23 protein-coding genes are annotated in these 23,783 nt (G+C 34.3%); 12 read left to right on the forward strand and 11 right to left on the reverse strand.

Translation table 11 applies throughout. The features are described 5' to 3' along the window. Positions 1-17 precede the first annotated feature (17 nt). From P0Y62_02415 to P0Y62_02425, 3 genes are all read right to left on the reverse strand, one after another. Positions 18-1,199 (reverse strand): hypothetical protein, encoded by a 1,182-nt coding sequence (locus tag P0Y62_02415; GenBank protein WEK70409.1) that lies wholly within the window; start codon positions 1,197-1,199, stop codon positions 18-20. An 87-nt stretch (positions 1,200-1,286) separates the two neighbouring features. Further along, positions 1,287-2,153 (reverse strand): helix-turn-helix transcriptional regulator, encoded by an 867-nt coding sequence (locus tag P0Y62_02420; protein WEK70410.1) that lies wholly within the window; start codon positions 2,151-2,153, stop codon positions 1,287-1,289. Positions 2,154-2,288: 135 nt separating this feature from the next. Continuing rightward, a complete protein-coding gene (locus tag P0Y62_02425; protein WEK71769.1) occupies positions 2,289-2,432 on the reverse strand; it encodes a winged helix-turn-helix transcriptional regulator in 144 nt (47 codons plus the stop codon). A gap of 157 nt (positions 2,433-2,589) precedes the next feature. Here P0Y62_02425 and P0Y62_02430 point away from each other — a divergent pair, with 157 nt between their 5' ends. From P0Y62_02430 to P0Y62_02460, 7 genes are all read left to right on the forward strand, one after another. After that, on the forward strand, positions 2,590-3,159 hold the full coding sequence (locus P0Y62_02430) for a Crp/Fnr family transcriptional regulator (protein WEK70411.1): 570 nt from the start codon (positions 2,590-2,592) through the stop codon (positions 3,157-3,159). Positions 3,160-3,255: 96 nt separating this feature from the next. Beyond that, positions 3,256-3,777 carry a YceI family protein gene (locus P0Y62_02435; protein WEK70412.1) on the forward strand — a complete coding sequence of 174 codons (522 nt, stop codon included), beginning with the start codon at positions 3,256-3,258 and terminating at the stop codon, positions 3,775-3,777. Between the two features lie 12 nt (positions 3,778-3,789). Further along, positions 3,790-4,854, forward strand: coding sequence for a nitronate monooxygenase (locus P0Y62_02440; GenBank protein WEK70413.1), 1,065 nt, complete (start codon positions 3,790-3,792; stop codon positions 4,852-4,854). Between the two features lie 330 nt (positions 4,855-5,184). Continuing rightward, complete coding sequence (locus P0Y62_02445; GenBank protein ID WEK70414.1) at positions 5,185-6,324, forward strand: AraC family transcriptional regulator; 1,140 nt, start codon at positions 5,185-5,187, stop codon at positions 6,322-6,324. Positions 6,325-6,476: 152 nt separating this feature from the next. Beyond that, positions 6,477-7,535 (forward strand): serine hydrolase, encoded by a 1,059-nt coding sequence (locus P0Y62_02450; GenBank protein ID WEK70415.1) that lies wholly within the window; start codon positions 6,477-6,479, stop codon positions 7,533-7,535. Between the two features lie 38 nt (positions 7,536-7,573). Continuing rightward, positions 7,574-8,944, forward strand: coding sequence for a serine hydrolase (locus P0Y62_02455; GenBank protein WEK70416.1), 1,371 nt, complete (start codon positions 7,574-7,576; stop codon positions 8,942-8,944). 325 nt (positions 8,945-9,269) lie between these two features. Then, complete coding sequence (locus P0Y62_02460; GenBank protein ID WEK70417.1) at positions 9,270-10,118, forward strand: hypothetical protein; 849 nt, start codon at positions 9,270-9,272, stop codon at positions 10,116-10,118. Positions 10,119-10,269: 151 nt separating this feature from the next. Here the strand turns inward: P0Y62_02460 and P0Y62_02465 are convergent, their stop codons facing one another. From P0Y62_02465 to P0Y62_02490, 6 genes are read right to left on the reverse strand one after another with little or no spacing between them, the layout of a single operon-like run. Continuing rightward, positions 10,270-10,923: a TMEM175 family protein gene (locus P0Y62_02465; protein ID WEK70418.1), complete on the reverse strand. Its 654-nt coding sequence runs from the start codon at positions 10,921-10,923 to the stop codon at positions 10,270-10,272. Between the two features lie 35 nt (positions 10,924-10,958). Further along, positions 10,959-11,600, reverse strand: coding sequence for a hypothetical protein (locus P0Y62_02470; GenBank protein ID WEK70419.1), 642 nt, complete (start codon positions 11,598-11,600; stop codon positions 10,959-10,961). 13 nt (positions 11,601-11,613) lie between these two features. Beyond that, the gene (locus P0Y62_02475) at positions 11,614-11,769 is read right to left on the reverse strand and encodes a hypothetical protein (protein ID WEK70420.1); all 156 of its coding nucleotides are present in this window, start codon (positions 11,767-11,769) and stop codon (positions 11,614-11,616) included. After that, on the reverse strand, positions 11,766-12,173 hold the full coding sequence (locus P0Y62_02480) for a hypothetical protein (GenBank protein WEK70421.1): 408 nt from the start codon (positions 12,171-12,173) through the stop codon (positions 11,766-11,768). Before P0Y62_02480 ends, P0Y62_02475 begins: the two co-directional genes overlap by 4 nt. Before the next feature lie 23 nt (positions 12,174-12,196). Then, the gene (locus P0Y62_02485) at positions 12,197-12,928 is read right to left on the reverse strand and encodes a DUF3667 domain-containing protein (GenBank protein ID WEK70422.1); all 732 of its coding nucleotides are present in this window, start codon (positions 12,926-12,928) and stop codon (positions 12,197-12,199) included. Between the two features lie 6 nt (positions 12,929-12,934). Further along, positions 12,935-13,810 (reverse strand): hypothetical protein, encoded by an 876-nt coding sequence (locus tag P0Y62_02490; GenBank protein ID WEK70423.1) that lies wholly within the window; start codon positions 13,808-13,810, stop codon positions 12,935-12,937. Positions 13,811-14,045: 235 nt separating this feature from the next. Here P0Y62_02490 and P0Y62_02495 point away from each other — a divergent pair, with 235 nt between their 5' ends. Both P0Y62_02495 and P0Y62_02500 read left to right on the forward strand, forming a co-directional pair. Then, entirely contained in the window at positions 14,046-16,883 is a 2,838-nt protein-coding gene (locus P0Y62_02495; protein WEK70424.1) for a histidine kinase, read from the forward strand. A gap of 3 nt (positions 16,884-16,886) precedes the next feature. Beyond that, positions 16,887-17,621 (forward strand): LytTR family DNA-binding domain-containing protein, encoded by a 735-nt coding sequence (locus tag P0Y62_02500; GenBank protein WEK70425.1) that lies wholly within the window; start codon positions 16,887-16,889, stop codon positions 17,619-17,621. Positions 17,622-17,808: 187 nt separating this feature from the next. Here the strand turns inward: P0Y62_02500 and P0Y62_02505 are convergent, their stop codons facing one another. Continuing rightward, positions 17,809-18,597 (reverse strand): PhzF family phenazine biosynthesis protein, encoded by a 789-nt coding sequence (locus P0Y62_02505; protein WEK70426.1) that lies wholly within the window; start codon positions 18,595-18,597, stop codon positions 17,809-17,811. Positions 18,598-19,352: 755 nt separating this feature from the next. Between P0Y62_02505 and P0Y62_02510 the strand changes: the two genes are divergently transcribed. The 3 genes from P0Y62_02510 to P0Y62_02520 are packed head-to-tail and all read left to right on the forward strand — an operon-like array spanning position 19,353 to position 21,839. Beyond that, the gene (locus P0Y62_02510; protein ID WEK70427.1) at positions 19,353-20,174 is read left to right on the forward strand and encodes a hypothetical protein; all 822 of its coding nucleotides are present in this window, start codon (positions 19,353-19,355) and stop codon (positions 20,172-20,174) included. Between the two features lie 4 nt (positions 20,175-20,178). After that, the gene (locus P0Y62_02515) at positions 20,179-21,054 is read left to right on the forward strand and encodes a hypothetical protein (GenBank protein WEK70428.1); all 876 of its coding nucleotides are present in this window, start codon (positions 20,179-20,181) and stop codon (positions 21,052-21,054) included. A gap of 2 nt (positions 21,055-21,056) precedes the next feature. Then, positions 21,057-21,839: a hypothetical protein gene (locus P0Y62_02520; protein ID WEK70429.1), complete on the forward strand. Its 783-nt coding sequence runs from the start codon at positions 21,057-21,059 to the stop codon at positions 21,837-21,839. 177 nt (positions 21,840-22,016) lie between these two features. On the opposite strand, the gene P0Y62_02525 is transcribed toward P0Y62_02520, so the two are convergent. Next, positions 22,017-23,777 (reverse strand): RagB/SusD family nutrient uptake outer membrane protein, encoded by a 1,761-nt coding sequence (locus P0Y62_02525; GenBank protein ID WEK70430.1) that lies wholly within the window; start codon positions 23,775-23,777, stop codon positions 22,017-22,019. Between the last annotated feature and the right edge of the window lie 6 nt (positions 23,778-23,783).

Raw genomic sequence — 23,783 nt, forward strand, 5'->3', positions numbered from 1 at the left:
ATTTGTATAACTTTCTTTTAGAACTTTCCGTTATTGTTCTTCCAATTCTCTTTTGCAAGGATTGGTTCTATAACATCCCAATGCTCAGCTATCTTTCCGTTTTCTACTCGGAACAAATCGTAAAAAGAATTGTAATCTTTTCCAAAATGCCCTTCGCTCACGACAAGTACAAAATTCCCCTCGCCAAGCACTTTATGAATTTTGTCGTACTTCAAGAATATTCCTTGCTTGCCAAGAGCTTCAAGGGTCTTCCCAAGCCCTGAAAGTTGGTCAGGGATTTGAGGATTGTGCTGTATATAATTATCACCGTCAAAATAACCTGCCAATTTTTCCATTTTACCACCTACCAAAATATCCTCAACAAAATTTCGTACTAATGTCTTATTTGCTTCGGTTTTGTCAAGGTCTTTGATTTCTGTTGTTCCGTCAATCATTGTATGCCCGCTTGGATTGGGTTTCGCGGTTTCTTGTAAATTATCCCAATGTTCTACAATTTTTCCATCTTCAAAACGGAAAATATCAAAGCCTATTTTCGGACCAAAAAAATTGTAATCTGAATGAGTGAAAATGTAATCTCCGTCTTGAAAAACACGAACGGTATTTACTTTTGCAGAGTTTTGCGGCAGCTGTTGAAGCAAAGCTCCAAATCCTGCAAGTCCGTCTGCAACGCCTAAGTTGTGTTGAATGTATTTATTGGGATTGATATATGAAACTGGCTCTTTTGCCCCAGTTTCTATGCTTTTTAAAAGTGCAGCTACTTTTTCTTTTTTGTTCATATCGCTATTATTTATTTTTGTTAATTTTCCTTTTAAATTTAAAAAAGAGTGGTCCGGTGCTGTTATATTGGTATAGACTATTTGCTTTTCGAAGTCTTCCACGTGGGTTACCGTTGTGCCAGATTTTTCTTTCCAATAAACCATATAAACATTCGGTCTGATTTCTGTTTTAGTAATCGATACGGTTTCTGATACGCCAAAACCTGTATTGGTTAGAGCCTTCCAAGTTAGTTGGTTTTCGCTTTCAAAATTCAATTCAAAAGCATAAGTCCCAAAATCTGCTTTAAACTTATTTCCTATTACCTTAATAGTATTTTCCATTTTATTTTTAATTTTTGTTTTAGATGACGATTTGTTTTGAGCATAGGCAGAAGAGAGCCCAAAGCTGAAAAGGATTGCCGTAGTGAAAAATATTTTATTCATTTTGCATATATTATTTACAATGCAAAATTGCAACGAATGAATAGGTTGGAAAAGGTAGGAATGTGCCTTTAAATGATACTTTTACGCCTAAGTAAATTGTTCCCTGAATTCAACAGGTGTAAATTGTGTATGTTTGCGGAAATACTTGATAAAATTAGTCGGCTCTTCAAAACCCAATCTAAAACCGATTTCTTTAATGCTCTCATTTGTGTGCACCAAAAGCCTTTTTGCTTCAAGTAAAACCCTTTCATCAATCAGTTGTTTTGGTGTTTTTCCTAAAATTTTTGATGTAGCTTGATTTAAACGCTTTTCTGTAACGTGGATTTCTTTTGCGTAACTGCTTACCTGTTTGAGCTGATGAAAGTCTTTTTCTAGCAAGTCCTTGAATAATATCAAATAATCTAAGTCGGCAGTTTTCTTTATCTCGGTAAAGTTTTGTTTCCGTCTTTCTCTTTCGGCAAACAGCAAAAAATTGTTCAGAAAGTTTTGTATGATATCAGCTTGGTTGTTATCTGTTTTGTTTTGCAGTTCGCTTGTTATCTGTTGTAAAAGTTCGGTAAACAGTGACAACTTTTTAGCAACTCGAAACTGAGCCACTCCAAACATATCATTGAACAAAATACTGCTTTGTAAAAATTTTGTGTCCGCTTCTGTTTTGCAATAAAAAGTGTCTGTAAATAAAATAGCTATTCCGTCAAACTTTGCGTTGCTGTCAAATCGGTGAACTTTGGCTTTGTTTAGAAATAGAATTGTATTAGGTTTGATGTTTACCGGTTCAAAATCTACTAAATGCGTTGCACTACCTTTTTGAAACCAAAGAATGTGATAAAAATCCGTCCGATGTGGATTGGTCAAAAGTTGTTTATTGTTTTTGTATAAATCGTTTAAACTTACGATTTCAAATTCTATCGGAAGGCCTGTTTTAAATTCATATTTTTTGATTTCATTTGCCATTTATGCAATCTCTTTCACGATAACCAAAATTAAACAAAAATATTAATGTATCATTAAGTGAATGTTGTCTAATAGCAGTTTTTCAGCACAACAAACCAGCAGTGAGATTATACATGAACCATGAAATCGTAAAGTTCAAAGGCCTGCGTAAGGTTCGAGCTTGTAAAATATTTTTACTAGATAATCATCAATGACTATTCTTTTAATAAGCTGGTGTTGTTCTAACTCCTTAAGTTCTTTGGCTAAGACCTTTGGAGTTATTTTCAGCAAAACGCTCATTCCCTGCGAAAATTGGAAATTATAATAGGCATTTTCCATTTTCCGCTAATAACATCCAGGGTATCTCTTACCGTTTGACGGTGCTAAGGCTGTCATTACATATGTTTTCTAAAATATTTCATTACATTTACCTGTTATCAAAATGAATTATAAATTGATGAGTGAAATTTTAAAAAATCAATTCAAAGAAATTATAGAGGTTTCGGATGATGAATTCGATTATATTTTGAGTCATTTTATCTCGAAAAAATTCAAAAAACATCAATTTTTAGTTCAGGAAGAGCAAGAGGTTATTTTTGATTATTTTGTGCTTTCAGGTTGTGTAAAGTCATATTATGATGATGAAAATGGAAAAACACATATTTTGCTTTTTGGGACTCAGGATTGGTGGATTACAGATTATGAAGCTTACTATTATCAGAAAAAAGCAACGGTAAATATTGATTGTTTAGAAGATACAGAAGTATTGTGTTTGAGTAATGAAAACAGAGAAAAATTGTGCAAAGAGTTTCATCAAATTGAACATTTTTTTAGAAAAAAAACCAATCGTAGAAATGTAGCATTACAAAATAGAATTCTAACCTTACTTAGTAGTAGTGCCAAAGAGCGTTACGAAAAATTTGTTCAGGAATACCCTTCATTAGTTCAAAAACTACCGAAACATATTTTAGCATCTTATTTGGGCATAACTCGAGAAACTTTGAGCCGTCTATATTCTAATAAATAATTTGATTTATATCACATTTTATTTGTGATTTATGTCCTTCGTTTTCATTCCTTAATGATGGAATTTTGTCATGTAGAATTTTAAAAATATTAAACAATGACAACATTTAACATTCAAACGGAAAGCAGTACTGTCAATTGGACAGGTAAAAAAGTTTTAGGTTTACACACCGGAACGATCAACATCAAAAATGGATTTCTAAATTTTGAAAATACTCATTTAGTAGGTGGTGAAATAGTTATTGATATGACGACAATCGTCATTACAGATATAGCAGATAAATCTATTTACAATGAATTTTTTAACCATTTGAATAATGATGATTTTTTTGCGGTTGACAAATTTAAAACAGCCACTTTTAAAATTAGTAAAGCTGAAAAAGACAATGAAAAGTATCAAATTTCTGGAGATTTAACAATAAAAGATATTACACATCCAGTTACTTTTTTTGCCACAATAGAGATTTTTACAGATTTTCTACACGCTTTGGGAGAGATAAAGATTGATAGAACATTATATAATATCAAATATGGTTCAGGTAAGTTCCTTCCAAATTTAGGAGATAAATTGATTTATGATGAATTTGTACTGCAGTTCAAACTAGTTGGGCAAAAGTAAAATGATACGATTATGTGGTCAGATACAAAATTTACAAGATTATTGGGTATAGGCTTACCCATAGTCCAAGGACCTTTTGGAGGAAAAATTTCTGCGGTAGAATTGACTTCATTAGTTTCTAATGCTGGAGGATTGGGATCATACGGATGTCAACCTTACTATGCAAATGAAATCATAGATATTTCGAATGAAATCAAAAAACAGACGAATAGGCCTTTTAATCTTAATCTGTGGGTGAGTGATAAAGATAGAAGTGTCGAAGATTTTGACCAAACAGCTTTCGATAAAGTGCTTAAAATATTTTATCCATATTTTGACCAAGTTGGTGTAGAACCGCCAACTTTTCCACTGCCACAGAGTCCGACTTTTGAGAATCAAATTGAAGCAATTTTTGAGGTTAAGCCTGCTATTTTCAGCTTTGTCTACGGAATCCCTTCGCAAGATATTTTAGAAAGATGTCGTAGACTGAATATTAAAACAATAGGTACAGCGACTGCATTAGATGAAGCCATTGCCATTGAAAATGCAGGTGTAGATGCAGTTGTTGCAACTGGTTTCGATGCGGGAGGACATCGTGTGTCATTCATAGAAAAAGCAGAGGAAAGTTTAATAGGAACATTTTCTTTAATTCCACAAGTTGCCGATCATGTAAACATTCCTGCCATCGCAGCGGGGGGTATTGCGGATGCTCGTGGCGTGAAAGCGGCTTTGGCTTTGGGTGCTGATGCCGTTCAGATTGGTACAGCATTTTTAGCGACTCAGCAATCAGGAACAAGTAACATTCATCGCGAAAAATTATTTTCAAAAGAAGCTCGTTATACAACATTAACAAAAGTGTTTACAGGAAGACTGTCACGTGGCATTAAAAATAAGCTGACAGAAGAATTAAAAGATTTTCAAAACGATTTTGCTCCATATCCTTTACAAGGAAAGATAGTAGGTAAATTAGGTGCATATCCTGCAAACACGGAAAATAATCCAGAATTGAAGTCATTTTGGGCCGGACAAGCAGCTCCGATTTTGAAATATCACCATGCAAAAGAACTTATAGAAGCAATAATTCAAGCAATGAAATAAGTTCTTTTTAAGGGGCAGTATCATAAATTTGACGTAGTATCATACAAAAAAATAGGAATTATTTAAAGAGTTTTCAGCAGTTCTAAAAGAATTTGCTGAAAACTCTCAATTTGATGAAAGTAGTATAGGCTTGATAAATAGATTTTTAAGATTTAAGTCCAATGGCGCAGTTAGTCTTACACTCCCGATGGGTATATTTTAAATGAAAAACTTAAACAAAGTGAATCTAATTTCTATATTTGCCATGTTTGATTTTAAATCTCAAAATAGATCTAAAACTCTCAAAAAAATTATTTTATAAAAATAACTATAAACCGAGAAGAGCAAAGAATGGATAAAATTAATTTATTAATTATTGTGACGATAGTCTCTTTATTTATTTCATTGTTTCTTGCGCTATTCCTGATTACGGTTAAAACAAAGTACAAAACAAGTAATTTTTTGTTTGCTGCTTTTCTCATATTAAATGCAATAGATGTCAGTGATCCTTTGTTTAATATGTTCGCTCATGGTCCGTCAAACCTGGGAATGTTTAGAAATACCTTTGCTTTCCTTCAAATTCCGGTTTTTTATCTGTATGTTCTATCAGTTTGTTACTCCGATTTTAAACTTAAGCAGAAATATCTCCTGCATCTGCTTCCATTTTTAGTTGTTAATTTGGTTTTACTGCCACGTTTTTATATTGTAGATGCTGTATCGAAACTGAGCTTTATCCAGAATCGTCAAAATATGATAGAGTTCCAGTTTAATCATATTTTAATACATTGTCAGATCATTATATATATTATTGCTGCTTTTATAGTATTGAGAAAATCAAAGAAATTATATCTTGAAAACTATGCAGGAAAAAATATCAATTCTTATAATTGGCTGATTCAGTTTACCATTGTACTAACAATTTTATACACGGTAGCTCTTTTAAAAAACATCTTTAAATTTTCTGATTATCCAAACATTTCTGAATGGTTAAAGATTACAATTTTAGTATCTTCTCTTTTTATTTTTTGTTGGTATCTGTTCAAAGCGTTAAATAATCCTGATCTGTTTAGAAATATTGATTCAAAGCTAAAGCTTGTCTCTGAAATTGTTTCCGAAGAAAAAGGTAATGAATTATCAATATTAAATAAAAAAGAAGACAATGAGGAAGTGTTGAGACTGAAACAGTATATGATTGAAAAAAAGCCTTTTCTCAATCCTTCATTAACCATTCAGGATATTTCTGGTGAAATTGGAATTCCTACCCGGGAATTATCTGTTTTAATCAACCATCAGTTGGGACAGCATTTTTACGATTTTGTGAATACCTATCGTATTGAGAATGCTATGGAAATTTTGAAAGATACTACAAAAACTAAGGTAACTATTCTTGAAATTCTGTATGAAGTTGGTTTTAATTCAAAATCTTCTTTTAATACTGCTTTTAAAAAGTATACAGGAAATACGCCGACGTACTATCGTAAAAATTTGTAAATCAGTATTTTGTAATTACTCGTACTTTTTTTGTAAAGATTCGTACTTATTTTTTTGAACAAATAGGACTGAATACTTTTATTCGGTCGCACAATTTTGTCTTCTCCCACATCTTTGTATCGAAATAATTTTTAACATTAAAAAACGATACAATGAACACTTCATCAAAATTTCTGGCTGCACTTTTATTTATAAGCAGCTTTTCTTTTGGACAGGGTACCTTCAAAAAGATTGATTCCATTATCAATGACAATTATAAAAAGAATCCTGATGTAGGAATAAGCGTTGGCTTTATCAATAACAATGAAGAGTACTATACAGCTTATGGTAATCTGAACGCGGAAAGTCAAACAAAAATTAATAAAAACTCCATATTCGAAATTGCATCAATCACTAAAATACTGACTTCAAACTTAATTGCTCAAGCAGTATTGGATCATAAAATAAAATTGGATGATTATATCGACGGATTTCTTCCTAAAGAATATATACTCCAGCAAAATCTTAGAAATAAAATTAAAATTTCGGATCTGGCATCGCATCAGTCAGGTTTACCAGATATAGATTTTGCGAAATTGATTGAGCTGAATCCGCAACAACCCGTAAATAATGTAACATCTGAGACATTAGCGGCTATCATCAATAACTGCAGTGAATTAAAGGATTATGGTAAATATCGCTATTCTACAATTGGATATACTTTGCTGGGCCAAATATTGGAAAAAGTATATGGTAAGAGCTATGATGAAATTATCAGAGCTAAAATAATAAAGCCATTGTATATGAACAATACATTAACCAAGAATTTTGATGTGAAAAACAGAGCAACGGCTCACAATCCGGAAGGAGGTGTCCAGGAATTTTTCAAATGGAATATTACTGCATCTGCTGGATTGGTCAAGTCTAATGCTTCCGATATGGTTACATATTTAAAAGCACTTCTGAATAAAGAAACAACAGTAGGAAAGGCTGCTATCATCACTGAAAAAATAGTATATAAAGATGAAAAAAGAGAAATGGGATTAGGTCTTAATATTGTGACTGATGATAAAAATACTATTTATATGAAATCGGGGGATTCCATGGGACAGTCATCCATCATCTGCTACAACAGGAAGAAAAAATGGGGGATCATCATACTTCTTGACCAGAGAAACTCAAAAATGAGACAAGATCTGCTGAACAAGATTTATGATACGGTTCTGAAATAAGTAAAAAATTAAAAGAGGTATTCTAATATTTTATAAATATGGCAAACTCAAAACTAATGTTTCTCCTGGGAATCAGCTTATTTTCTCTCAACGGTTTTTCTCAAAGTAACATAATAAAAGAAAAAGAGAAATTAACCAAAAGCAATATGAACCTTTCTGAAAAGCTGTCCGGATATATGCAGGCTCAAACAGATATCAATGGATTTAGCGGTACTGTATTAATACTAAAAAAAGACTCTTTGCTTTTGCAAAAGGCTTATGGATATGCGAACTATGAATGGGGAATAAAAACTACGGTCAATACAAAATTCAGTCTGGCTTCAGTTAGCAAACAATTTACTGCGGTAGCAATTCTGCAATTGGCAGATCGTGGCTTATTATCCTTGAATGACAAGATGGAAAAGTATTTTCCCGGGTTACCAAAAGGGAATCAGATTACAATACACATGGTCCTTTGCCATATGTCGGGATTATCCATGGATTTTGATGAACTTTATCTTAACCAGACTTCTTTGATTCATGAAATGGTGTTGAACCACATTTGCCACAAAAAACTGCTATTTACCCCCGGAAAACAGACCGCGTACAGTAATATTGGTTATTATCTATTAGCGCGGATTATAGAAAAAATAAGCGGTAAAAGCTATTCGGTGTATTTAAAAGAAAATATTTTTGATCCTTTGAAGATGAATGATACCGGGGTAATGACAAATGAAGAAGTGATACCATATATTGCTGATAGATACGTTAAGAAAGGAAAAAGTTATACTAAAAATCCGTATATCAATTGGGCATTTAATATTGGACATGATGGACTCTATTCAACGGTTGCTGATCTTTCAAAGTGGGATCAGGCTTTATACGATACTACGATTCTAAATGAAAAAATGAAGCGATTGATGTTTACTCCATATAATGATCAAAACTTCGGATATGGTTTTTTAATTAATCCGTTTTATAATCAGGGCCATCAATTAGTTGCTCATGATGGTGGCTTTATGGGAGCTATGACTTCCTTCAACCGTTTTACAGATGATGGCTTGCTTATTATTGTTCTTTCTAACAATCAGTCTCCTGCTTATCTCCTTTCATACGGATTAGCAGCCATATGTTTTGGTAAAAATGTTGAACTTCCCTATCATCATCAGAAGGTTAATAATAATGTGTCGCTTTACAAAGTTTTTAAAGGAAAGTATGAAGATATTGAAATTCTTGAAAACAATGGGAAGCTCTATTATAACAACTTCAATATTGAGCTTTTTCCAGAGTCAGACTATAAATTTTTCAGATCAGATGATGATAACAGAACCGTTGAATTTGTTAAAGATTCAGACGGAAACTATTCGACCATTAAATTGATAAAAGCCGGGGTAGCCGATATACGCAGGAAAACATTTTTAAATAATTAACATCTAGTGTTACTTCTTCTAAATTTTATAAAGAATATATATATATTATACTATGGAGGTTTAGTGAATTAAGTTAGAGCAGCATATATTACTCCAACGCAACAGCGAAGACTAGCCTGATTCTATCGCTATATAAGCGTATGGTAAGTGTTTTAAAAATAATAATTATTGCTTAGAGTATTTCCTCAAATTAGAAAATATTTTAGATGTAGAATTGAGTAATAGAATACTATTAATGGATGTTTAATATTAAAAGTTAAAATAATTCAATATTTTTTGATTTATTTTTATGTAACTATTAACATGAAAATAAAAATCTAATATCATGAGAAAACTATCAATTTCTTTTGTTCTGATTTTCATATGTACCCTTATATATGGTCAGGTTGGGATTAATACTACGTCTCCTAATGGAGCAACAGTGTTGGATATTACTTCTAGTCGGAAAGGGATTTTAATTCCTCGTCTTTCAGATGCGCAAAGAGATGCAAGTCTTGCTGACAATGATGCATCTACAGTACCTCCTGCAGGCGTTGTCAATTCAAATCTTACTGCGGGAACTTTAATTTTTAATACAACAACTAATAATTTCCAGTTTTGGGATGGTACCCTCTGGAGACAGCTTTTTGTTCCCACAAATTCTCAGGCTGGTAATGACGGTGTCGTTAAAATAAATTCTGGAAATGCAAATGTAAAACCTTCTCTTAGTTTAAGTGCTTCAGGAAGTACTTATGGAGCGGCTCTTACGGTAAGTTATGCTGTACCATTGGTATTTGCTCCAAGTCCTACGACAAGCTGGCCGGAAACTACAGTACCTTTTCCTGGGGTAACTGCTAATATTTATGATTCCACAACCAATAAATGGCGCGAGAATGAAATTAATGGTCAAATTCATGTCTGGAGGCTGATTGCTATGGTAACTCCGGGATCGAATTCTTCAGGATCTGTAAAAGCTATTTTCAGAACCCCTGATTCGGGTTTTGAAGTAACATCAGTACAATTGCTTCCGGCTGGTTCAAACGGAACAGGAAATATTCTTACGTTTTATTTTTACACGGTTGCAGATCCGGAGAGCCTTGATCCGGGCAGAGGATATTTGCTTACAATGCAGGCAGATTTGAGTTGTAATGTGGTGGTAGAATCTTTTACAAGGATATCATTATTTAAAGATTAGTTTCAAGTATATTTTAAAAATCTTAATTGATCTTGAATAAAAGACGATTTTTAGAACCTGATGACTTCAATGAAATAGATTAAATATTAAAAACCATTATAAAAAAATTAAACCGACCGGCTTATGCTGAAATCATAATTGACGATTAGTATTAACCTCGGAGACTTTTTTCATAATATTTCCGAAGGATAAAAATGAGGAAAGGGGTCGTCAGCGGAATAAAATAGGCAATACGGGCATTAACGAAAGAGAGCAAAAATGCACAGAGAAAAATCACTGGAATTGTTAGTGACCTTACCATATTATAACGGAGGTGAGCTTTATCTAAGTGCTGTGAAAGGTTGTTCTTGACATTTCCAATCATCCACCAAAGGCGGAAATTTAAAAAACCTGCCATACAAATCGTAACGGTATAGACGGCCAATGGCAGCTTTAGGGAAGGATCATAAAATTCACTTAAAAAAGCCGTACTAAAAGGCATGATCACAATAGGAAGTAAAAAAAGAAGATTTCCCCAAAGCAGCTTATTATTAATACCTGTAACATAATTGAATATTCTGTGGTGAGCAAGCCAGTATAAGCCAATCACAAAAAAGCTGATAAAGAAACCTATAAATTTCGGAAGCATTTGAATTATTACATTCCAGAGCTCTTTGTCCGAGATTGTATCGTGATGTATTTCCGGAATTTTTATTTCTATAATCAACAGCGTAATAGCAATGGCAAAAACAGCATCGCTAAAGAGGGCAATTCTTTCCAACTGGAATTTTTCTTTGTCCTTATTATATTCTGAGTATTTGTCCATGATTAAATTTTGTTTTGTATGGTGGAAACGTTGGGTTATCGGTATTTTCTTGTCCATTTAATAATCAAGGGAAGGAGGATTGCGGTAGGTAAAAGCCACACCACAAAAGAAGGGAGCATGGAGGTGTTGTTAACGACCAGAAATGCTGTGGCTGCCGCTGTATATGCACCTGTCATTCTTTGAAGGTGTGTGGTGAGCCAGTAATTTTTATACGTTGCATTTCCTTTATAATATTGTATGTCCTTTTTTACCATTCTCAGGCTCAAAAACCAAAATACAAGAAATACTACGCCAAAAGTATTTTTGTGAATAAGCTCATATATTCCCAAACCCATGAAGACAACAGAAGCAATCATCATGGAATACGTGAAGAAATAATCTATAAAAGAGGGCTTTTGTTCTCCTCCTGTCATTGTTTTTAATTGCAATACACGTTGTCCTGTACCAATCATATAAATGGTAAATATTCCCAGTATCAGAAGGAAATAATTAGGATGTATGAGGGCGAGTAGCAATGATGAAATACCGGTAGCCAACATCCCATAATAGAAGAATCTTCCGGTAATTTTATGGATTTTATCACCCTTTTTTCTTACGATGGATATTGTACCACATAGCAATCCGATGCTGCCTCCGGTAATATGAAGAATTAATAAAATGTTGTAAATGATTTCCATGAGATAAAGTATATTAATCTTTTGATAAACGTAAGGACAGTGCTGTAATGAAGCATAATAAGGAGCCTGCAAAGCCGATCCATTTCAATAGGTCTTTAAGGATAAGAATACTGATCACCAAAAGGACAATTCCTGCCATGCTTACAAGAGTTGCTTTATTTTTTTTCATATTTCAGTTTTTTGAATTGCTAATGATCTTTGTATTAATCCGGAAGCAATGATAATAAAGAGTAAAGGCAGTATTCCTGCGAATATTCTGTGTGCAAAGATTCCTTTGCCTGTGAAGAATAGTGTAATACAGGCACCAATGTACATTCCTGCAATGACTTTATGGGAAAGGTTGTAGTACAGTTCCAGCGAAGCCACAGGCTGAGCGGGATTGTCGGGGATACCGGTGGTCAGTTTTTTCGTATAGAAAAATTTTTTCACCAATAATTCTTCCGGGAAATTAGTGGTGATGGTTACTGTTTCACCTGCTTTCGGTCGTACAGTATTCCCGTCCTGGGTGATGATCTTTATGCTGGCTAAAAATCCAACAGGCTGTTTTCTTCTTTTGATAACGAGTGTTGTCATGATCTTCAGGTTTTATTTAATAATTAGCGGGACATTATATAGGCTGCCGCCAGTCCAATAGGAAGAGAAATAAGAATGATAATCAGGATTGAATACAGGTAAGCCAGAAAAAGCCTTAATAGGATGTGCAGGAAAGGATGTCCTTTGAAAAACTGTATATAATCAATGCACGTAATAATCACTGTAATGATTATGGAGAATGTTTTGAGTTTCTCCATGACGGGATCGCCTGCATACAGATAGGCAACAGGAAGCAAGATCATGCCTATTATCAATCTTTGTCCTGCAATAAAAGCATTCAGTACAATATGCTCTATATAATTGTAATCCCATTTTCTGAAAGAAAGCCATGTAGAAAATGAAAATACAGGCAGGATTATAAGTTCAGTTAATGAATAATGGCTGGCTGCCCATTCTGTAATCTGAGAAGCCCGGCTACCGGATATCCGGTTTGGATTCAAATGGAGACTATGGTATAAAAATCCGTAAATCCCCGCTAAAACAAACAAAAACGTGAGGGGTCTGAAATGACGGGCTCTTTTGCCTTCAATAAATTCCCGGATCGTATCTCCGGGCCTTACTGCAAGTTCTTTTATGGTATAAAAAATACCCTTATCAATATGAATAATACCATGCTGTATTTCATGCAGAAGAAAATGTCCGTTGATTCTTCCTGTGTCAGACCTTTGCCCGCACTGACTGCAATATTGAGTATCAGCGATACTATGGCCACAATTTAAGCATTCGGTTTTCATGGCTTTTTAATTTCTTTTCTTTGTCACAATTTCTTTTAACGCAGGTTCTATAGCCAATGCATGGCCGTGTCCGAATGTTACCAATACCCGGTCATAAGTATTCAGTGCTGCATCAATTTTGGATAAGAGAACACCGTCTCTCGTCATTTTCGAAATCCTTCCAACCGCACAAGATATACAGTGGTCATTGATATAATCAAAGGCTTCCAGATCGATGTCATTGATATCAAACTTCTTTTTTGTTTCTTTTACATAGAGATTTTCAAAATACGGAAGCTCTTTTTCTTTGTCAGATAATGGAAAACCATTTTTAATGAAGTACTTTTCAATAAGCCTGTGGAAGACCGTTTCAAAATCTTCATGCTGATAGGCTCCGTAATGATAAGGAATAACAACTCTTTCCATTAAGTAATAAAGAAAAAGCTGGTCCTTAGGAACTTTTTTTAGGGTTAGGGCAAATTCCGTTTTGGCATCCAGATCTCCATTGATCATAGGTATTCCTGCTTGGTCTGAAAAGTATTTTAATGCTCCTGTTTCTCCTGATTTTTCGATGGCTTCAGACGTTGAAGAATAATGAATGCTGTTTGAAATTTGTCCGCCTTCATTAAAAGAAACCTGTGGTTTCAGCTCATTAAAATATTTTTCAATAATAGTAAACTGTCGATGAGTAGGAGGAACATCATGAACGCAGCCAATGAAGACAACCCGTTTCTGATGATATGATACGTCTATGACATAAGGAAGTTTTACAGTATCCATGATCTTTCCTACTGTGACATAATCACGGGTGGGATATTTCAGGATCTTTTCCCTGTTTTTCAGAGTTTGATTATTGCATGATAAGAGGCTTAGCAACAATAGTAATACGATACTTTTCATCATATTGTTATTCAATCACAGCAACAAAGAAAGCGTATTGGAATGGTGAAATTTTCTTCCGTTTTATAAATCCTGCTTTTTTTTTGATAAAAGAGGCTATTCATTTGACAGAAAAATTTTTAGCGAAAATAAATGCTGTAAATTTGTTTGTGATGAATGCATTCCTATCGATACAATTAGCCTGATCAATCAAATGATGATGAGCTATAATCCATGTAAACCTCTCAGAATAGTAGTAATGATGCTGCTATTGATCTTATCCTACAGTAAACTCGGGGCACAGGATATTGGCCGGTATGAGGTTTCGTACCGGAATTTTAACAGGGTTAATTCGGATATTCCATCCAATATAATTTATAAGATTGTTACAGACAGCTATGGCTATGTATGGATGGCTACAGAAAAGGGATTGGTACGGTATGATGGGAATTCTTTCCGAAAATATAATGCTCCGGGTACAGATAACGAATTTATACAAGTGTATAAACCTAATGATGATCAGCTGTGGTTATTCGGATATTCAGGAAATTCCCGCTTGTTCAACCTGAAGACTCATACATTTAGTAATGTTCTTGAACAGCCGGATGCTGCAATTTTTAAAAGCCCGGTTATATTGGCCTATCAAAAGAAAGATTCATTATCACTTTACAGGATAAACAGCACTTTCTCACAAACAGCACTTTCAAATCCCGGAAGACAGCAGATTAGAAGTAAAACAGCTTTCATTAAAGACCTTCTGGCTGCATGGAATATTACCAATAATGGGAACAATGTATCTGCAGACACACTGTCAGTTCTGTTTAGAAATAAACCCTATGCGATACAGATTGCAGGAAATATACTGATATTGGGAAATAAGATCTTTAAGAGGAACCCCAATGCAGCGGCAACCATGATTTATAATGGAGATCGTGATAACATCAAAAATAATATTAGCTCTTATACCAGGATCGGGAATGATATCTACCTCGCATTTGTTGAAGCGCAGGAGTTGATCAGAATCAAACCCTTTTTTTCTAAAAACCAGCGTGATATACCTGTTCTTTCAAAGATACTGACGAAAATTGCGGTCACAAGTCTTGCAAGTGATTATCAGGGCAATCTATGGGCAGGGACACTGGGGAATGGAATTTTTGTATTCACTCAGACGGATCTGGCAACCGTACATTTTCTGGAAACTCCGCCTATTGCCAATGAAAAAATGAATTATATTTCAGGAGTCAGCAATCTTGGAAGTGATGTTTTGGCTTTGGGGCATATTCGTGACAGGGTAAGCCTCTTATTCGGGGAAAAAGTAGTAAATGTTCAGATGTCCGATGCACAGTCACTGAATGAAATCAGAGCTGTTTATAAGGTTAAGAATAACTGGTTTTTTTTCGGAAATCAAAATAGCTATACGGCTAAAGGAAACACGATTCCTGGGAAAATCTCTTCGTTACCCGTTAGCAGTCATACTCCTTTTAAGGATGGGGTATTATTCAATGGGCAATACTATTTCACGACCAAAACTGCGACTTTCTTTATTGATGGCAATGGCAATATCATTACTGATAAAAAATATACAGGAGCTAATATACTTTCAATAGCACCGGTTAATGAGCATATATGCTTTTATGGGACGAACGATGGGCTTTACCGGAATAATATCCGACAGGTTTATTTTTCAGGAAACCGCATCAATAAAATCAGATTGCTACAAAACAAGCTGATTATATGTACTCAGCAGGGAGCTTATGTTTCCTTATTGAATCATAATTCGGAAATGGGAAAACCTTTCAGAATATTTGAACAAAACAGTTATGACATAAAAGCAGATGAGAAGTATTGTTATCTGAAAACAGATGAAGGGGTAATGATCTTTGATCTCCATACCTGGAAGCGCCTGAATGTAATTGATACTAAAACCTACTTGTTTTCTATTAATGATTTTATGATCAGTTCTGATAAAGTGATACTGGCAACTGACCGGGGAATTTATTACTTTCCTAAAGAATATATTCAAGATCCCCGGAATAAAGTTATTCCCAAAATATATCTTACGGCATCACTTACAGGATTCAACCCATCCGGAGGGATCTCCACCATTGATTACTCTAAAAAACTTTCGGTAACTCTTCTGGCTGATGTGCTGGATTTTGCCAATGAGGCGAAAAATATCAGCTATAAGATCAATTTTAATGACGATGACATCAGCAATTGGCAGCCTCTAAATAACCGTACCATTACACTCAATAATTTGGAACCCGGTAAATATGTGGTTACCGTTAAAACCAAAGGTAAATACTCCGGTCTCGAAAACAGCAGTTCATATACCCTTATCATCCGGCCTTTGTGGTATCAGCAATTTTGGGTGCATTTGCTTCTGGGAATTGTATTACTTTTGTTGCTTACTGTTATATTGCTGAAATGGTACAGAATCCAGTTAAAGAAGGCAAGAAAAAAGATGAATGATCAACTAAGAGTCAGTGAACTGGAATCAAAAAATCTTTTTGCACAGCTAAAGCCCCATTTTATTTTCAATGTTCTGACCCCTTTACAATCCTACTTTATTAATGGTGATGATATAGGAGGATTGGAATATATTGATAATTATGCAAAATTGATGCGTGGCTTTTTGCAAGAAAGCAGAGAAAGCTATATAACAATCACAAAGGAAATAGATTTTCTCCGGCATTACCTGTTCATTCAACAGCGTCGTTTTAATAACAACTTTTTATATTCGTTTATTATTGACCCTAATGTAAATGCATCGCAATTGTATATTCCCACGCTGATCCTGCAGCCCATTGTTGAAAATGCAATAGAGCACGGGGTTAATGGGCAGACTGATGGGCAGATTATAATCAATATCAAAATAAAAGAAAAGTCTCTTCTCATATCCGTAACAGATAATGGAAAAGGCATAATGCCTGAAAGTGTATTTCTGAAGCCAGATCATGCACTGGAAATTATCCGGGAACGTCTTGAGCTGATCCGTATAAAACATACCATAGGAATGCTGGAGATAATACCTAACGCTTCGACACCCGGTACGACTGTCGTAATAGTATTACCTATTTTAAATACCCAACCCTAAATTATGAAACTGAAAGCCTTTATAGTAGATGATGAAGCCATGACAAGGAATACACTTGCTGCCTTGATCAGAAAGTTCTGTCCCGATGTAGAAATTTCAGGTATGGCAGAAAATTTTTCCACTGCTGTTGAAGCGCTTAAACTAAAGCAGGTAGATATTATTTTCATGGATATTAACCTTGGAGATCGTACCGGTTTTGAAGTGCTGGATGAATTGCTGTCTTATCAGGCGGCGGTTGTTTTTGTGACCGCTTATGAAGAGTTTGCATTAAAAGCATTCAAATATGCCGCGATCAATTATTTACTGAAACCTGTAAGTCATCTTGAACTTATTGAAACAGTCAGCAGAATAAAGCAGTCAAAATTAGGTACTGTTGCATCGACAGATCTAACCGGGGAAAATGCTTATGAAAGAAAACGGATCTCGATTCCTAATAAGAACAAAATAGAGCTGGTTGCGATTAGCAATATCGTTTACCTGGCAGCCGAAGGAAGCTATACTCTTATTTATTTACAAAATAAGGAACGTATTATGATTTCTAAACATCTTAAGCAGTTAGAGGAAATATTATCAGCCTATCCGCAATTCATTAGGGTTCATCGTTCATATATTGTAAACAAAAGATTTATTAATGCTTTCAACAGGGCAGATAATGGTTACATTGAAATGTATTCAGGAGTATCAGTACCTGTAGGGGGACTCTATAGACAGGATATTTTTACTTTTTTTGAGAATTAGTAAACAGAGAAATTTTCTGTTATCACGTCATAATTTATCAAGTTTTTAAAGCTTTTTAATATCCTAACCTTAAATTTTTTTTAGGATTATTTTATAGATAACCACTAAAAAGATTGATTAAAGAGCAGTGATATTGAGCTTTTAAAAATTTCATATAAAAGCTCAATAAAACTTTTGTTTTAAGAATCTATTCTGTCCAAATGTGTCCTTGGGAATACGTTCTGGCTTTTCCTGCCACAATCACTCTTTCATTTTTATTCTCACAATAGAGCTGACCTTCTCTTTCTGAGATTTGACGTGAAAAAAGGGTGTCTTTTCCTAATCTTGAAGCCCAAAACGGAATCAGCGAACAATATGCTGAGCCGGTAACAGGATCTTCGAGTATGGTCGATTGTGGAGTAAAGTATCTTGAAACAAAATCGCTATCAGTGCCGACTGCTGTTACAACAACACCTCCCGGGTCCAGATTGATAAGGTCAAAAATAGATCTTTCAATTTGTATGTTTTTTATGTCTTCTTCGGAATCGTATACCAGAACATAGTCTCTTGACTTAAAGACTTCTTTAGGTTGGATGTTAAGAGATTTTGTAATGATATCAGGAAGGGTAGATGGTTCGGGCATTCTGGACGGAAAATCCATATAATACATACCATCCTTTATTTCGACTGTCAATTCACCAACTTGAGTTTCAAATATAATTTTGCTTTTTTGATAATTCAAATGCGAAACTAAACAATGAGCTGTTGCAAGGGTGGCATGTCCACATAAATCCATTTCAATCTCAGGTGTAAACCATCTAATCTGAATTGTATTCCCGTTGTCTATAAAAAAAGCTGTTTCGGCTACAGCGTTTTCACGGGTTATTTTAAACAGTGTTTCATCGGGCAACCAATTTTTTAAGGGAACAACACAAGCCTGGTTTCCTCGGAAAATTTCCTCTGTAAAGGAATCTATTTGATATAATTCTAACTTCATAATTGATATAATTCGGTAGTGCAAAGGTAAATTAATTCTTGTGTATTAATCCCCATTAAAATGAGTCGGGTATTGATTTCTTTTTTGGAAATAATATCACATTCGTAACTGTCTTGTTACTGATTAATTATATAATGAAAATATTTATAAGCCTCTATATCTATTTAAAAAATGAATTTATAGAATTTTTTATAAGATTTCATTTTTCTGCAGCTCTTCCAAAATCCGTTAAATACCCAGATTAATAGGAGTTCGGGAATTTGTTTTTCTATTCAGATTGCCAATATTTTATTTATATAATTATTTATGGTTGTTTTATTTTTAATTAATTTTAATTTTTGGTGTATATATGATAATTGTATTTTTTTCACATAAAAATGATTTATATTTATTTTTTTACGTTAAATTTAATTAAAATACAATATATGGTTCAAAATTAATTATATTTGTGAAATTTTTTAATCAATATTACTTGTTGGTATTATTTTTGACAAATATTATATGTTTAAAATTAATCTCAATTTTGTGATTTTTATATATTTTAATATGACGATCTGTTTATGAAATAATCAACATATTATTAATATGTAAATGAATAAGATAATCATTGGAAAATATTATAATTATTGGACTATATGATTAAATAAATGAATTAAAACATGAAAATTATTAAAAATACTATATGAATAGAGGTGTAAATATTTATACTCTTTCATTAAGATATTCAAGTTTCTATTAATTTAAAACACAATTTTATGAAGTACACAGGTACATTAATTCTTACTTTTCTGATGTTTATGAAAATGTTTTCTCAAGTAGGGATTAATACAGCGACACCTAAATCTACATTAGATGTAAATGGAGATTTAGCATTAAGAAAAGCATTAAGTGTGGGGGGGACAGATGTTGTAAATGGTGATACGGGTAGTGTGGATCAGGTTTTAGTTTCGAAGGGAGCCGGACAGCCTCCGGTTTGGAGATATGCAAATATTCCTTTTATGGAAAATTCTCAGTATAAGTTAGTAAATACTTATCTTAAAACAGATCAAACAGGTATTACGACTTTATCTAATACTGTAGCTGCATCTTCTCCGGTAACGAGTAATTTGAATGAAGATTTTGATCCGGCAAAATGGGTTAAAATAACTGACTTGAGTATTCCGGTGGAAATTAAGGCATCTCAGAATAAGATAACTTATCAGGTTCAGACAGGAGTTGAATTGGTAAATAAAGTAGCAGGTGCAGGCTCTTCTGTAGATTTTATTTGCGGTATTTTTAAGAATGATAAGCTTGTTGCATTAAGACCTGATGGGATTTCAGCAATTGATACTGCACCAACGCAGAGTATTTTCACATTAAATTATACAGAAGAAGATGTTCCTACGGGTAATTATACAGTGGATGTTGCTTGTAGAAAGATTTCTTCATCGGATGTAGCCAACAATTATTTTAGAATTGGTGTTAATATTCCCACTTATGGTCCAACTCCAATTTTGACTAATAATTCCTCAAATGCTTTTAGTTTGAGATCTTTACTAAAAATCGATATTGCAGAACTTGTTACCTATACCAATTAGAATCATGAAAAAGACATTAATATTTTCAATCACTCTGATCTCAACTTTATTATGTGCACAAGGCAATGTCGGGGTGGCTACAACAAATCCTAGAAGCAATCTCGATGTAAATGGAGACCTCAATATAGGGAAAAAATTATTTTTAGATAATGGTACAGGGACGCTTGTTCCTGGAAGTGTAGGACAGGTTTTGGTTTCTAGGGGACCGAATAGTTCACCTACATGGAAGACATTCAGAATTCCGGAATATTTAACGAACAAGTATTATCTTATCTTTAATGATTCTTTTCGGGATTTAAATACTTCAAATACAACAAATCAGGGACCTTCTGGAACGACCGGTCAGGGTATTACATTCACGAATGCGGAAACGGCGACGGGTATAGTGCCTGCGACAGATTTCGTTCAGGATACACCACTCACATCTTTAACTGTGGCTGGGAAAAATTTTAAGACAATATCAGGTTTGTCTCAAAATTTTACGGTTAATAGTACGCAAAATAGTACCTATCTGCTCTTCGAAACTGTAGTACAGCAAAATAATGGAGCGGGAGATGGATCTAATATTAAATTTGCATGCGGTATTTTTGTAGATGGACTATTGAAAAGTATGAGAATTAATAAGGTTACTGCAAGTCCTAATAATAACACCTTTATCACTCATACTCAGATTGGAGGTGTTGAAAATCTTACACCAGGTACCCATTCAGTGAGTGTTGCTTGTTCAAGGCTAACGAATCCTGTATCAGGATTAACTTTGGCTATTGGAGTTCCGGCATCCACATCTGTAGGGAACTTAAATAATTTTATGACACAATCTTCTCTGAAAGTTGATGTTTTTGAAATTCCACAGAATTTTTCAGTAATAGTAAATCCATAAAGATGAAAAATATTTATATAATAGGAGTTTTCTTTGCAACGATCTGTTATGGTCAGGTAGGGATCAATACAAATACTCCTGCAAAAACCTTAGATGTTAACGGGACATTAAATGTCAGAAAAGAAATTCGAACAGGAGGAACTCCCAGCGCGGTAGGAGATGCGGGAACTTCAGGGCAAATATTTACTGTAGCAGGTTCAACTTCCGATGCCTGGAAAACTTTTCAAATAGCCAATGGTACAGGAAGTCTTTCCTTATATTATTTGAATACCGTAAAGGATAATGTGGGTATACAATTTACTCAAACTGGAAGTACAGGAATTTATACTATGGATGATCCATATTCTGCGACTAAGTGGTCGTACATACCTGGTATAACAGATAGTTTTGTAGTCACTCGTGCAGATAATAAATCTAAAGCAATATTATCTTTTCAGACCACTGTTCAGATAGCCAGACCTACAGGATTATCTTGGTCAACAGGTTCGGCGAGTTATGCATGTGGTATTTTCTTAGAAAAAGATGGAGCTCCCGGAGTTTTAAAAGCTGTAAGAAACGATGTAGTGCGTGGTATTCCTGGTAGTTATAGAGTGTATAATTTGAATGTTACATTAGATGCTTTAGCTGCAGGTTCATATGTCGTAAAAGCAGCTTGTACAAATAGAAATTTAGGTTCAGGAAATAATGTGGCTACTTTAGGAATAGGACGGGCTGTTGATACATCCAATTTGAATAGTGCAATGTCACAATCTACATTAACGACTTCTATGCTTCAGACTTACTAGTTTTTATTTTTATAATTGGTTTAATAATAAAAACATATAAAATTTAAATCCTGAAAATTGATCGTTTTCAGGATTTTTTATTGCTGTAAAGTAAAGCCAAATATCATTATAACAAAAAAGTGACTGTTCCGGAAGACAGTCACTTTCTACGAAAAAAATCAATCTGAAAATAAGAAATTAATAGCCCGGGTTTTGAGCAAATTCCTTAGAAACATCAAGAGTTGCCTGTGGAATCGGAAAAATTCTTCTGTAGGGTTGAGTCGCAGGTTTTGCTGTTCCTGCAAGATCAAATTTTCCAAACCTGATCATTGCTTTTCTTCTGTACATTTCCCAATACAGTTCATATCCTGATTCTTTAAATAATGTATTGGCATCCAAAGAAGTAAGTGCAACACCTGGTGTATTGTTCTTTAAAGCATCATTGGTTCTGCTTGTTCTTAATTTGTTCATATCTGCCAAAGCTGCAGTCATATTTCCACTTCTGAAATAGGCTTCTGCTCTCATCATATAGATGGTTCCTAATCTGTACAATGGCACATCCATTCCGCTGGTTCCGTTGTTTCCGTAACCAGGATCAAATTCAAACTTAAAGTTTCTTACTCCTCTATTGATTTGAGCTTGTGTAAATACAGCTTCTGAAGGATTGTCAAAATTAAGTTCAGGAGTGAAATCTGCGGCAAGGGTTGTATTTTTTTCTGTGAATAGTTTATAAACTTTAATTCTTCCATCAGCGGTCATATCAAAGTTACCATTAGCAAGAATTTTAGGACCATATTGCTGACCAACCTGTAAACCTCTATTGAAGTGAAACCAAGGCTTTCCTGTTCCTTCCACTTTACTTGTTGAGGGTACGCTTATATCGGTTCCGTCATTTCTGAACCATGTTCCGTCTTCATACTGATAAGTTCTTTGGAAACGAGGGTCATCATGATTTCCGTTCCATGAATAATAGAATTCAGGAGTGATGCAGGAAGCATTTGTTCCCCTGTTATCGGGAGATGGTTTCTGAATTCTTTCCATTGACATATAGGCTAAGTCGTTATCCGCATTTCTAAGCGAATTTTTCTTCTGAACAATCGTGAAAATCAATTCTTTACTATTGTCATTATTGATATCGAAATTATGGAAATAATTGGATTCTAAGCTGAACAGTCCTCCGTTGATCAACAGATTGGAATATTGAATGACTTTATCCATATCTGTTCCGCCTCCGTTGACTGCCTGTTCTGTAAAATTGAAGGTAGCAGCTGTTTTATTTTTTAAGACAGCTCTGTTCAGGTACATATCGGCCAATAAAGCATAAGCCGCCTGTTTTGTAAATCTTCCGGCGTGAGTATTTTGAGTTTTAATATCCGCCAAATTGGGAATAAGCCCTTCAACTTCAGTAATTAAAGCATCAATCGTTGTTTCTGCTTTCTTAATCTCTATAGGGGCATTCAGATTATCCGGATCTCTGTAAGGAGCCTGTCCGAACAGATCTATTGTTGTATAGGTGTAATAAGCCAATAAACCCTTTGCTTCCGCTAAAAATAAAGCTTTATTGCTTATATTGCTTTGGTTAATGCTTCCTATAGCTGTTAAAGATTTGGTAATCCCTAATGTCAGCTGATTGAATGTTGTTTTTACCACATCACTATTAGAATCCCAGGTAAATTCATGCATCGCTCTCCATTTTCCGCCGTCTCCCCAATCACTTCCTCTGGTTGGTAAGATGGCTTCATCCGTAGAATATTCCTGTAAAGCAAATACACTTCCGTGATCTACAAATGTTCCGTCGCCAAGCTGGCCATAAGCTGCGGCTAAAGAAGCTTCTGGATCTGCAGCGATTGAGCTAGGGACTTCGTCAAGTAATTTTTCATCCAGATTGGTACATCCTATTAAAGACATAACGGCAACGGATAAAATGATTTTATTAATATTTAAAAATGTTGATTTCATGATTTC

Source organism: Candidatus Chryseobacterium colombiense (assembly GCA_029203185.1).
GTDB classification, from domain to species: Bacteria; Bacteroidota; Bacteroidia; order Flavobacteriales; family Weeksellaceae; genus Chryseobacterium; species Chryseobacterium colombiense.

Excerpts from the sequence above, each read along its gene's own strand:
- P0Y62_02500 (WEK70425.1), top strand. The coding sequence starts at position 16,887 with ATGAAACTGAAAGCCTTTATAGTAGATGATGAAGCCATGACAAGGAAT.
- P0Y62_02490 (WEK70423.1), bottom strand. The coding sequence starts at position 13,810 with ATGATGAAAAGTATCGTATTACTATTGTTGCTAAGCCTCTTATCATGC.
- P0Y62_02470 (WEK70419.1), bottom strand. The coding sequence starts at position 11,600 with ATGGAAATCATTTACAACATTTTATTAATTCTTCATATTACCGGAGGC.
- P0Y62_02505 (WEK70426.1), bottom strand. The coding sequence starts at position 18,597 with ATGAAGTTAGAATTATATCAAATAGATTCCTTTACAGAGGAAATTTTC.
- P0Y62_02495 (WEK70424.1), top strand. The coding sequence starts at position 14,046 with ATGATGCTGCTATTGATCTTATCCTACAGTAAACTCGGGGCACAGGAT.
- P0Y62_02460 (WEK70417.1), top strand. The coding sequence starts at position 9,270 with ATGAGAAAACTATCAATTTCTTTTGTTCTGATTTTCATATGTACCCTT.
- P0Y62_02485 (WEK70422.1), bottom strand. The coding sequence starts at position 12,928 with ATGAAAACCGAATGCTTAAATTGTGGCCATAGTATCGCTGATACTCAA.
- P0Y62_02475 (WEK70420.1), bottom strand. The coding sequence starts at position 11,769 with ATGAAAAAAAATAAAGCAACTCTTGTAAGCATGGCAGGAATTGTCCTT.
- P0Y62_02445 (WEK70414.1), top strand. The coding sequence starts at position 5,185 with ATGGATAAAATTAATTTATTAATTATTGTGACGATAGTCTCTTTATTT.
- P0Y62_02425 (WEK71769.1), bottom strand. The coding sequence starts at position 2,432 with ATGAGCGTTTTGCTGAAAATAACTCCAAAGGTCTTAGCCAAAGAACTT.
- P0Y62_02520 (WEK70429.1), top strand. The coding sequence starts at position 21,057 with ATGAAAAATATTTATATAATAGGAGTTTTCTTTGCAACGATCTGTTAT.
- P0Y62_02465 (WEK70418.1), bottom strand. The coding sequence starts at position 10,923 with ATGGACAAATACTCAGAATATAATAAGGACAAAGAAAAATTCCAGTTG.
- P0Y62_02415 (WEK70409.1), bottom strand. The coding sequence starts at position 1,199 with ATGAATAAAATATTTTTCACTACGGCAATCCTTTTCAGCTTTGGGCTC.
- P0Y62_02480 (WEK70421.1), bottom strand. The coding sequence starts at position 12,173 with ATGACAACACTCGTTATCAAAAGAAGAAAACAGCCTGTTGGATTTTTA.
- P0Y62_02430 (WEK70411.1), top strand. The coding sequence starts at position 2,590 with ATGAGTGAAATTTTAAAAAATCAATTCAAAGAAATTATAGAGGTTTCG.
- P0Y62_02525 (WEK70430.1), bottom strand. The coding sequence starts at position 23,777 with ATGAAATCAACATTTTTAAATATTAATAAAATCATTTTATCCGTTGCC.
- P0Y62_02450 (WEK70415.1), top strand. The coding sequence starts at position 6,477 with ATGAACACTTCATCAAAATTTCTGGCTGCACTTTTATTTATAAGCAGC.
- P0Y62_02440 (WEK70413.1), top strand. The coding sequence starts at position 3,790 with ATGTGGTCAGATACAAAATTTACAAGATTATTGGGTATAGGCTTACCC.
- P0Y62_02455 (WEK70416.1), top strand. The coding sequence starts at position 7,574 with ATGGCAAACTCAAAACTAATGTTTCTCCTGGGAATCAGCTTATTTTCT.
- P0Y62_02420 (WEK70410.1), bottom strand. The coding sequence starts at position 2,153 with ATGGCAAATGAAATCAAAAAATATGAATTTAAAACAGGCCTTCCGATA.
- P0Y62_02515 (WEK70428.1), top strand. The coding sequence starts at position 20,179 with ATGAAAAAGACATTAATATTTTCAATCACTCTGATCTCAACTTTATTA.
- P0Y62_02510 (WEK70427.1), top strand. The coding sequence starts at position 19,353 with ATGAAGTACACAGGTACATTAATTCTTACTTTTCTGATGTTTATGAAA.
- P0Y62_02435 (WEK70412.1), top strand. The coding sequence starts at position 3,256 with ATGACAACATTTAACATTCAAACGGAAAGCAGTACTGTCAATTGGACA.